This is a genomic window from Paenibacillus oralis (assembly GCF_003863965.1).
GTDB classification, from domain to species: domain Bacteria; phylum Bacillota; class Bacilli; order Paenibacillales; family Paenibacillaceae; genus Fontibacillus; species Fontibacillus oralis.
In genome coordinates, this window is sequence record NZ_RRCN01000002.1 from 257,586 (window position 1) to 269,274 (window position 11,689).

Below are 11,689 nucleotides of genomic sequence, written 5' to 3' on the forward strand. Positions count from 1 at the left end.
CTGCGGTGAAGAAGACGGTAAAAGGGGATATCTCATCGCTTTACTGAAGTATGAGTGTTAAACTATCCCAAATCACCTAGAGCAATAACTTCAAATCATGCGGTGGACTATTAATCTAGGTGGATTGCCGATTGCCTTCCTAATCTGATTACGGGTATAATTAGATCGATAAGCTTCTATGTTATATCATTAAGCCTTTATTCTGGTCTAAAAGCTGTAAAACTACCTCGTGGGGCAGCGAGAGTGGTTTTACATAATTAATGAGGTGTGTTTGTGGATAGAAATAAAATAGAATTAAATTTAGATGAACAGATGTATCCTCTTTCTCTTGATGGCAAAAAAGTAACACCAGCAGAATGTGTAATCATGATTGAGACAGTAAGGACAATGAGAAAAGAAAAAATGTATAAAGAACAGTTGAAGAAAAATAAAAAAGAAATGTAGGTTACCGAAAAAATTTCATTTTGAGAATCCTTATTATATAAGGGTTCTTTTTGTATATTAAGGATAATTGTATCATTTTTTTTGTGATGCAATTATCCTCATGTAATTGGAGAATTACACAGCCACGGGTATAATGACGTGAAATTTTTTGACGTAATTATAATTTAATTTGAAAATCATGAACTGCTAACATACATCCCATAAACACTTCTTTCTAAGATCATTTTACCAGCCATACATTTTTTTAACATTACTATGATATTATTGAATATAACTAAAACTATTTGAAGATGCGGGAGGGAGAGTATGAATGAACTAACAGAATGCCCATCGAGCGAATAAGGACCGCATCCGGCGCCGGCGATCGACACGTGCACCGCGCGGATGACTCATCGGAAGGAGCGATGGGCGGCAGCCTCGCTCCCGCATGCCGGATACACCGTATGGGACTGCCTATGCACCGGCACCGCGCCGCGTTCGAGTACTCCAAGCGGAACGAACGGGCATCGCAGCATCCATCGCACCACCGCACACCATCACCGGCGGTCTGTTGTGCCGCACATGAACTTTACTCTTTATTTCACATTTAAAGGCATGAACATATGTTGAAAATAAACCTGTGTTGAGTCTTGGCGAAATAAACAGTAAACAATGGATACAAGTGTTTTGCCAAATCTATGAATAAGGTTCTATTCTTGAAAAACAGGGGGAACAAAATGCAAAAGATCTATACAAGTGCCATTTCTATACGAGATCAACTTCGTTCTCTGGGGGGGTTACAGCAGAAATTCATAAAGCGGCCACCGACCTATATCTTGAGTTGCAAAAAGTAGACTCTTCGCTTTCTATCAGAACCAGGCAACCTATTATAAACCGATATACTTTCCCAAAACATGTTGTATGTGGGGATGGTGAAAGTGAAACAGTTACAGAGGAACTCCTCTCTAATTATTTTAATGACCCCATTCGAGTAAATTATCTGGTGGATTGGATTCTGCTGGTGTTGCCGATTATTAGAGCGGTTAAGGCTGGAGGAGACTTGCCAACTGATCGTGATGATAGTGGTTACCAAGCCTTTTTCGATTGTTTGATGGATACTTATGCAAACGAACTGCATCATCTGCCGGTTGATAACGTAATCGCTTCTGCCGATTTGCAAATTCTTCGATTACTTTGTGACTCTTTAAAAAGTGCAGTTGCCCATTACTTGAAAGGGCAACCCAGCATTGCTTACATGTACTGGCAGCCGCTATTGACAAATTTGACGACCATTTGCCGCTTGACTCTATTGCTTCCGATATTTCTAGTCGAGCAAAGGATTTGTATAAGATTCGAGTTAGTGATGATCTTGCACTTAATAAATATGACATGCTTCATATTCCATTCGAACAACGAGGTAGAGCGAGCACGACTCGTTACAGTATTCCTGGGTTGCCATGCCTTTATCTCGGAAGCTCTCCACTAATTTGTTGGGAGGAGCTTAATCGTCCGAACAAAGACAAAATGCATACATCACTGTTTATTGCAAAGGATGAATTAAATTTTCTTGATTTTTCTGTGCCACCGATGGTATTTGTCAAAAGGGCTCAGGAGATTTTTGAAAGAGTATTTGGACCACTCCAAGAAGACGTCGACAAATTAAGTGAGTTGTACAATACGATGAAATTATATGCTTTGCTCTGGCCATTGATTGCGGCTTGTTCAATTCGTGTAAAAAACCGAAATGACCCATTCAAACCTGAATATATAGTTCCACAGCTCTTGCTTCAGTGGGTGCAACAGTCTGAGAAGTATGACGGCATATGTTACTTTTCTACCAAAATTAAACATTATAACTTTCAAAATATCGCTCATTTTCGCAATTATGCTCTGCCAGTTAAGAGCTGCAAGGATAAGGGATATTGTACCGAAATTCAGAATTTGTTCCATGATTGGACGGCAGGAGTGCCTTGGCCGATTTTTGAGCTTCATAAGGGCACGGTCCCGGGTGGCAGCAACGGGAAAGGTAGTGCGCTGATCGAGGTTGTAGATAATATAAGAATTTATTATCATCAAACGGATTTTTGCAAGTTGGAATCTTTCCTTCACTCAGTTTTATATCCTAACATATAATTTTGAAGCGTTTGTAACATAGTCAAGAGTTACTTTCCTAAGTGGGTATATAGAATGGGTTTTCTTCATCAAGCAATAATGGGACAAGGAACCGGAGTGCACAATCGGGGCGCTCGCCGGTGGCGCATACTGCCAGACCATCCTGGTAAGCTGAAGAGCAGGGAGGATTGGAGAGGCCAAGGCGTATTTCCGTTCCTGTAGATTGAAACAAATGTATCATTGTGAGAAATCTTATTTAATAGGGATTATTTTTATTTACTAGGGGAGAATTGGTCAATACTATCTGACGCAATTCACCCTTTATTATTGGAAATTGACACAATTGTACCCCTGTTGATCGATCGATTCAGCAATAAACTAAAAGTGGGTGTTTTTGTAACAAAAATACTGGGGGTTTTGTTTCAATCAGATCCGGAGACAGCCGCAGAAGCGTTCAAAGGCAGAACTGTTGACCGAAAAAAGGAACAACGGGAGGGCCTGAGCGGTGGCGAATTATAATTACGTATTTGACGTATTTAAACTGAATTTGTACACGTGCCTGCTTGTGAACGGGAAAGCCGCTCCTGGGAAGGTCGTCCGGACGATTACCGGGGCTCTGTAATGGCACTTCTACAATGACACATAATCCCGACAGACGCAGGTCCTGAATGCGGCTCGTGGGACGTAATAAGGGCCAAAGACCGCATCGCTTTTTTATGATCTTCTCAAACGCTTTCCTCGGCCACACTGCTGATAATCTCCAACCTTGTATTATGCACTTCTTGGCTTAGGGCAGTAAAGGTGATCTGTGACAGTGTTAGAGGAAGCAATGAGACCGGAGGCCGACTCCAGCGGAATGTCCGACGAACGCCAGGGCTTTGTAATAGCGGCTATAGTCGATGTCACATATTAGTTGGAAAGAGAGACTCGGTGAGCTCTCCTACCCCGTAAGCGGCTGGACAGACGCCTTTGTACACCTTACGAATCAGCGCCCCCAGGCGGATCGGCTGCTTTATGCTCATCCGTCTCTCTCCGATTGATCCCTACAGCTCGTTGGCCATGCTGGAGACCGCAGCCTTGGCGATGGTCACCTTCCGTAAATGACCAGTTGCTTGACACCAGGAGCAGGCATAAATCAAACTGATTTCGTCAAATACGACCTGTATTGAGCTGCTCCATGGTAGAAATCGTAATTTACTTGTGGCAAATTTAGTCTGTATTCACCCTTATCATTGAGTCCTAACCAAGTCGTTTTTTTATCGAAAGGATCTACACCCAAGCGAATTGTTGTAAATCGCAAAAGGAGCGGAGTGAGGAACTTTGAGATATACTCATCATACGTTTTACACAAGGGTAACTGCTCTTTGTACCGTTCGTAGTTATTAAGGTAGATTTCATAAAATCGTTTTCCATCATTCTCGAGAAAAAAACTGAATTCTAGTTTTTCTTTCCCTTTAGGCGGAAAGTGAACGAGTATATCATTAATCAAGAGGCGCTCTCCCTTCTATTCTGTTCAACTAATCAACTCCCCCGTAACTTCAAGTTAAAGGGAGTAGTTACACCCAAACTTCAACAATTACCGGATCATCATTAACGCTGCGTTCAAGAACTGAAAAATGTGGGGGTATTTCTTGGCGTAACTCCTCTAAAGTATTCCGAATGACAATATAAGGTGTTGGCTGATCCAAATCAAATAGTCGTCCTGCATACTTATGGGGAAAATCAGATGTATTATACGTAATTGAGATGATAGGCACTCTAAATCTATTGAAATGATGAAAATCAACAAATGTATGTAAGGGAACATTAATCATTACGTTCATATCCAAATTTCCTACATCGTCTGCACTCATTTCAGAATAACAAGTGCTGCACAAATCGTGCTCTTCATTCACCCAAAAACAGGGGCCGGCCTCTGTTACACAAGCATTCGTATCCGTACAACCACAAATTTGACAGATACCTCGGGGAAAAATCGACAATCCGATCACTTCCTTTCTCATACTTCACATATGGAACTTGTTTTTTCTTCAAGCTTTGCTGCGGCGTTCTCAGCACGAACAAACTTGGAAGTATAATTAAATCATAGAGTATATATAAAAAAACAAGCAGTGCTATTTAGCATAAACTCAACAACTTGATCATTAAGGAGGGGATGACACTAATCTTCTGATAGATGTATAAAATATACAACTGTAACCCGTACATAAAATATAGGAAACCACGGCAGGTGCTTCAGGCACTTCCCGTGGGTTTTTTAGGAAAAAGAGCTTACATTAGAATTACTCCGATTTAAGGCTCGGTACTTATCCGCCGTCACGGTCATTTCATGCAACAGGCAATCATTGAATTCCTCCTCGCTTTTGCAAGAACGGCTTTTTTGATAGATATTATGTATTTCAAAGTCCATCAATGAGCACGGATTCCACTTCCCTTCCGGAGATTCGGCATAGATTCTAATTTCATTCCGCATCCGATCGTAGTGATTTCCATTATCTCGCTGCAAGGACAGTTCAATACATTTAGACGTTAACTTCTCTATAATATCCTGGTGTTCCTTCTCCGTTAAGCAGGTCAAGCCCAACCTTTCTCTATATATCGCTTTATCAATGACCAGCAGATCCAGCTTGAGTTTGTCAGCAATTTCCCGGGCCCGTATGAAACCACCGTTGTAATACCTGTCTCCGCTTATAATACAGAAAACCGCAAGCCGGCGGTTGGCCTCGTTATTATATAATAAGATTTCACTGTAAATGCGCCGGTTGTCGTAATTGAGCAGTTCTCCATTTTCTGCCTGGGTTCTGTTGAGACAGTCCAGCTCTACTTGCTCTGGTGTCATCGTTTTGGTGGAACGCTGATCCGTGAACATTAGGATCTGGTTTTCACCGATATGCTCATGATAAAAAAAGTCTACTGCCGAATTCTCTGTTTCAAAGATGTTGGAATACAGATCGGCTTTGGAGATGAGGAACAGGTTGTCGAAATTCACTGGATAGATGAATCCGTAATTATATCGGTAGGTTCCCAAGTGTTTTTCTGTCAGTAGGCTTGCAGAAAGAAGGGGCTGAGATATGGTCTCATCTTCGAGAAAATTGATGTCTTGAGTAAGACAGTGCGCAACGAACTTAAATGGCTGTCCTTCCTGATATTGGTGAGGGCTAGTTAGCTGCTCTTTCCATATTTTGACCGTAAAGTCCTTTATTAAATTTTCTGAACGCTGAAAAGCATTAAGCTCCTCCATCAGTTTCACGCACTGCTGATCATCAATGGACAAGAGCTGGAGTAAAAGGTTTATGGGCTGCTCACTTTGGGTAGTTTTTCCGTCCATAGCATCTGCAAGCTCTTCTTTCCATAAGGAGATTTGTTCTTTACGAAAGTTAATGATTTCGGTTATATTCGCAAAGCTTTCGCGGATGGAAATTGTATAATTGTTGAGCAAATGCAGCTCAGCTTCAGTAAACAAGTGGCTATAACTCTTTTGAATGAATCTGACATCTTCGATGATCTGTTCCAATCGGTAGCCTTTGAAGGAGAGGCACAGATCTAAGCGATTTATATTGAGCTTGCCGCTTTCCAGAATAGAATCGGGGAGGAAGTTCATTCCGTTGTCATCAAGGTAGGCGCTTCGCTCTAGCATATTGAGGCTGCGCAGCATAGTATCTTTTCTAGAAGTGAGATAGCTCTGCAAGTGATTCATAGAAGGCGTCATTTTTGTTCATCCTTATCCGATTAGAATTGTTAAGCATCTTCGTTTCCTTTTTTACTTGTCCGGCAAAATAGCCATACATCTAATCTTTGCAGTCGATATTCTACCCGGTAAAGTTGATGGTGTTCCCGCTGTGTTCGGACAAGCGAATATAGTCCCTAAAAAAATACCAACTTAATCACGAAAGCCTTTAAATGCAGTTTTCGCTGCGGCTCCGAGATTCCCTAGAAGCAAACCATAGCAGAACTTCTTCTGCTTATGATTTTAATGTAAAACTTTAGAAATTCAACCCTTACAATATCTAGAAGAGGGAGCCTAGCTATAATATAATTACTATGAATAGAATATATTAGGAATTGAGGGACCGACATGTATTTGAAAGAACTGAGAATTTGGAACTTCAGAAAATATGGGGTAAATGGTGTTGATAATCATTTGCCCGGAACTACTGTACATTTCCATCCAACTTTCAACCTACTGATTGGTGAAAACGACTCCGGTAAAACGGCAATAATTGACGCAATTAAGCTTACTCTAGGTACAACGAGTGATGACAATCTGTGGATTACGGATGAAGACTTTTTTGTTTCTAAAGATGGAGTAAGTGCGACCGAACTAAAAATTGAATGCATCCTATCAGGATTAACAAATGAAGAAGCGGGGATTTTTTTTGAATGGCTGACTTTCGACGTTAAGGGTAACTATGAATTGCAGGTGAGGCTAATCGCCAAAAAGAAAGCAGCAGAAGCTGGTGTTGCTGAACGGATCGAAAAATACATAAAAGCAGGTCCGGAGATCTCATCCTCCCGGATTGAGGGATTGGCAAGAGAAATCCTTCGTACAACTTACTTAAAACCTTTGCGAAATGCTGAAATTGAACTCCAGCCAGGCATTCGCTCCCGCTTAGCGCAAATTCTTAGAAGTCATCCTGCATTTTTTAAAAAGGATCGTTCAACTAAGCACGAGTTGGAGCTAACCTTTGAAGAAGCCAATAAACAAGTAGAAGCGTTCTTTGACAAGCCTTACAGTGAAGACACAGACAAGACGATCCAGTTACAACTCAAACAATACTTGAAAGAATTTTTCAACACGTCTGTTGGGGACGAACCTGAACCTGAATCCATTTTCAAAATCACATCAGTGAAATTGAATGAAATTTTAAGAAGGCTAAGCTTGCTGCTTGAAGAAGTGCCCTCTGGTTTAGGCAGTTTAAACTTACTTTTTATCGCTGCTGAGTTGCTGCTCCATGATGACAATCTTGCCATCGGCCCCAACTTGACATTAATCGAGGAAATCGAGGCCCATCTTCATCCCCAAGCTCAATTACGTCTAATCAAGTATTTGCAAGAAAAGGTAGCTAATGAATCCGGAAGCGCCGGAAGTCAGTTCATTTTGACTACTCATAGTTCTACCCTTGCAGCATCTACCCAATTAAAGCATATCATTCTACTGTATGGTGGGGTCGCCTACCCCATGGGGCCCAAACATACTGACCTTCATCCAGATGACTACGAATTCCTTGAACGTTTTTTGGATGCGACCAAATCGAATCTCTTTTTTGCAAAAGGTGTTATTTTTGTAGAAGGGGACGCTGAAAATCTTCTTCTTCCAACAATTGCAAACCTGATTGATCGCCCATTACATAAATTCGGAGTATCCATCGTCAATATCGGTAATACGGCATTTAAAAGATATGTGAGTATTTACTCCAGATCTAAGGCTTGGCTGGAGAACTATCCTGAAGCGGAGCTGAAGATGCCTGTTTCTGTGGTGACGGATCTTGATGTGCGGCCATTAGCCTATTATGAAGACAAGAAGAGCAAGAGTGATGAGACTCCTGCAATGCGAGACATCTACATTATAAACGAGGGTAACATTGATCAAGTTGCTCATGAGATTGGGGTAGAAACTGAACAAATCAATCACCTGTTGAACAAAGCTTTTGGCACGCAATCCAGCTTTAAAGAAGAAATTCAGAGTTATGCTAAGATAGGTGGAACCACATTGAAACGTATTATCGAATTGATTAAGGAGCCTCTTTCCGCGGAAACTATATTATCCTTAAGAAGCCATAAAGCGAAAAGCCTCACTGACACATATGGTTCTTTACAAGGGAATATCGGTCTTTTTTTTGCGAAAAATTGGACTTTAGAGTATGAAATTGCATTAAGTAGTTTAGGAATGATGTTAGCTGAAGCTATTCATAGCATTCAACACAAAGATATAAGTTCCCCTGAACGAGAAGAAAAGTTTGAAGCGTATAAGCAATTACTCGAAGATCTTCCTCAAGAAGAAAGAGCTTATCAGATTTACAGACCATTGCTCAAGAAGAATGTATCAAAAGCAACTGCAGCTCAATACTTAGCAGTTCTTTTGCAAAAGAACTCAGAAAAAGCGAAATGTAGCTTATTAAATGATGGAACTTTGAGCTACTTAAGAGATGCTATATACCATGTCACTGGAGGGGCACCGCGTGATGCTAATCAATGATGTAAACCGTGGAAATATAGAATCCTTGCTGCTTGGCGGCAGCCGGCAATTTCAACCTGAACAAATCAAGGTCATAAATTCGACTCATTCAACGAACATTATGGCTTGTCCGGGAAGCGGGAAGACTACTGTACTGATTGCTAAGATTGCTTTGCTTTTAGAAAAGCTTAAAAAAGAAGGATCGAGAAAAGGGATCTGTGTATTAACGCACACGAACGTCGCCGTTGAGGAAATAGTTAATAGTCTTGAGAAGTTAGGGATAAGTAATATTGCGTACCCTCATTTCATAGGAACCATTCATGAGTTCTTTAATACTTTTTTTTCTTTGAAAGCGTACGGTATTTACACCCAAAAGGATACTTTTTACTTACTGGATAATGAAGAGTATAAAAAATATTTTGAAAGATTCTTTGAGTACCACAAACCAGGGTATTGGAGTTACCCAACTCCTATTAATGCAGTTGATAAAACAGATATACACATTGATAAAAATAACCAACTCCGCATTATTTCCAGAAAAGAAGGTAAGGATTACAGCGCTCCTGTTTTAAATACGATTCGGGACATGTTTTATAAAGGTTTTATAAGGCATTCCGACACTGTGGAGCTTGCAAATTGGTATATCCGAAACCATAAAGAGGCTCTTCAAAAAGCATTTCAGAGCCGCTTTCAATACTTCTTTATAGATGAAGCGCAGGACACCAGCATCGAGCAATATGAGAATCTCAGCATGTTGATCGAAAATAACGATGGTACCATTGTGCAATGGTATGGGGATTCTTATCAAGCACTCTATAGTCTGTATGGTAAGGACGATGCCTGGAAGCCAGATCTTGAAGAGAGTCTCCAAATTAACTATAGCAATCGCTTTGGAGAGAACATAGCCAAAATTCTTAGAACCACATGTATCGAGGAATATAGTCGCTTAGAAGCAAATAATGCGATCAGTTCCGCCATTCCACACCTTTTTATATATAATGATGATAACAAAGAACAATTATTGAGAGTTTATTATCGAACTGTATCTGATTTTAAAGCTGCTTCTTTCGAAACTGCCCGCATCAAAGGGAAGATAGCGGCTGTTTGTCATCATCATGATTCGCTCGAAGGGTATTCAGAAACATATCAACGATCAAAAATTAACAAGCCATTACAGTCAGAAATGCAAGCTTGCCTTCATGAATGTCATCAATCATTGTTGGCCGGATTAAGAAAAAATGATAGAAGAGGAGGGAAAGAACGAAGTGAGTACCTGAAGAATATCTCTCAATTCTTAAATGATAAATATCCATCAAAATATAATGAACTAAAAGTACTCTGGGCGAGGTGGATTAGAGCCATAATTGAAGAGGGCGATGAATCAATACTCTTAGTTGACCTAGAAAGTAAAAACAGAGAATTGATTGCAACTACTTTGAATAAAGATATTGATGAAATCGACGTAACAAGAATTCATGACTTGAGACCCCGCTTAGTAAAGATTCTTCATAAGAATACACAATCGGAACCAGCTGAAACGGTAACCGACACTTTTCCCGTTGAACTGGCCGTTGAATTAAACACTATACATGGTGTTAAAGGTGAGACCCATTTCGCCACTCTCCTATTAGAATCAGTAAGAGATGGAGTCTCAGACATGCAGAAAATCTTCAGTTTTCTCACAGGTACTTACCAGTCTGATTTGATTGAAGAATCGCTTGTGAAAGATACATTAAAACTGGCTTATGTTGCGTTAAGCCGGCCACGTTATTTCGCAGGCGTAGCGATGCACGAAGAAAATCTTTCGGCTCAAAATATTCAAGAGGCAGTAAGACATGGCTGGAAGATCGTAAATGTTGAAGAACACCTTAACACTGTTTAGGCATAATCTAGTAAGGTCACGATGAGCAAATGCGAAGCAGCTCTTTTTGTCTTTCAGCGACTTCATTTAAATCTAAGTGTCGATAGTTTTTTAAGCTCAACCGCTTAAGAATCCCGTCATCCCCCTTGAATAGGGATTAGTGACCGTATCTCAAAAGAACGGAGAAGCACTCCAAAAAGTTGTTAATGTAGCTTCTTGGAGTGCTTACTTATTCGGTAAATATCAAATTGGAGGGGGGAGATACAATTTACTCCATATTTGAAGAGGGAAACAAGTACTAATCGCTTATGCTGGGAGAATATGAAATGTTTCGAATCGGACGCCGTTATTCGTAACCTAAAGGAATTGGCGAGTCTTGCTCACGGCCATGCTGTCCCCAGGCTACACGGCGTTGCCTAAGCGCCCGCACGTACAAACGCTGCTGCTGGGACTTGGAGGACGCCTAGGATGTCGTGTCGGCCGCACTGTTGCGGGCTCGGTGGCTAGACCTGTTACAGCAGTCCTCGTACCGAGCGCTGGGTTTAGGTGAGATCATGACGCCGGTGCTGCTGGGCGAAAAGACGTCACACCGAGCGAGGCGCTGGTCTGACATCACAACGCGCTGCCGATTTGTATTACGTAAAATATTGTTTTGACGTAATTTATCTCGAAACTTTATTGTTAAATTCCAGTTTGCTTTTGGATTGTTTCTATAAAGAAGTATCCATTGAATACGTTCACGCATATAACGATAACAAGAAAACGAACAAAAGGGAATCTGTATGCATAAACCGAAATTAAAACGACAAATTTCTGATGCCAAGAAATTAATTGGAGTCCGATTCAAATGGGCGGCAGATCCATATCAAAAGTCTAAATCATTTGACAGCTCGTCTTTTACACAATACCTCTTCCTACAACAAGGTATCCGTATCCCCCGAACCGCTAAAGGACAATCCCAGATAGACATAGAAAGAGTCCAGTAGGTACATGTTAATGGGCTGCGGTTCAAGCGCGGGTTCTGCAGTGATCTGGAATTAGGTGAAGTAAGCAGGTAAAAGTTTCTTGAGAATATAACCTAGGGGGTTAATTTCTTCGGTTAAGGATATGGTACATAT

Annotated in this window: 7 protein-coding genes; 5 read left to right on the forward strand and 2 right to left on the reverse strand. The window is 40.9% G+C overall.

Annotated elements, in window-relative coordinates; translation table 11 throughout:
• Positions 1-273 precede the first annotated feature (273 nt).
• Together EHV15_RS36870 and EHV15_RS34850 are read left to right on the forward strand one after the other, a co-directional pair.
• Positions 274-444: a hypothetical protein gene (locus tag EHV15_RS36870; protein ID WP_178076116.1), complete on the forward strand. Its 171-nt coding sequence runs from the start codon at positions 274-276 to the stop codon at positions 442-444.
• A gap of 1,320 nt (positions 445-1,764) precedes the next feature.
• A complete protein-coding gene (locus tag EHV15_RS34850) occupies positions 1,765-2,556 on the forward strand; it encodes a hypothetical protein (RefSeq protein ID WP_128635860.1) in 792 nt (263 codons plus the stop codon).
• Positions 2,557-4,091: 1,535 nt separating this feature from the next.
• Here EHV15_RS34850 and EHV15_RS34855 read toward each other — a convergent pair.
• Positions 4,092-4,526 carry a hypothetical protein gene (locus EHV15_RS34855; RefSeq protein WP_218571298.1) on the reverse strand — a complete coding sequence of 145 codons (435 nt, stop codon included), beginning with the start codon at positions 4,524-4,526 and terminating at the stop codon, positions 4,092-4,094.
• Between the two features lie 266 nt (positions 4,527-4,792).
• A complete protein-coding gene (locus EHV15_RS34860) occupies positions 4,793-6,244 on the reverse strand; it encodes a hypothetical protein (RefSeq protein WP_128635862.1) in 1,452 nt (483 codons plus the stop codon).
• A gap of 366 nt (positions 6,245-6,610) precedes the next feature.
• Between EHV15_RS34860 and EHV15_RS34865 the strand changes: the two genes are divergently transcribed.
• The 3 genes from EHV15_RS34865 (at position 6,611) to EHV15_RS38515 (ending at position 11,557) form a co-directional block, all read left to right on the forward strand.
• On the forward strand, positions 6,611-8,731 hold the full coding sequence (locus tag EHV15_RS34865; protein WP_128635863.1) for an ATP-dependent nuclease: 2,121 nt from the start codon (positions 6,611-6,613) through the stop codon (positions 8,729-8,731).
• The gene (locus EHV15_RS34870; protein WP_246062141.1) at positions 8,718-10,592 is read left to right on the forward strand and encodes a UvrD-helicase domain-containing protein; all 1,875 of its coding nucleotides are present in this window, start codon (positions 8,718-8,720) and stop codon (positions 10,590-10,592) included. The genes EHV15_RS34865 and EHV15_RS34870 overlap by 14 nt, the downstream gene beginning before the upstream one ends.
• Positions 10,593-11,353: 761 nt before the next feature.
• Positions 11,354-11,557, forward strand: a complete 204-nt coding sequence (locus EHV15_RS38515; RefSeq protein ID WP_128635865.1) for an NlpC/P60 family protein — start codon at positions 11,354-11,356, stop codon at positions 11,555-11,557.
• Positions 11,558-11,689 lie beyond the last annotated feature (132 nt).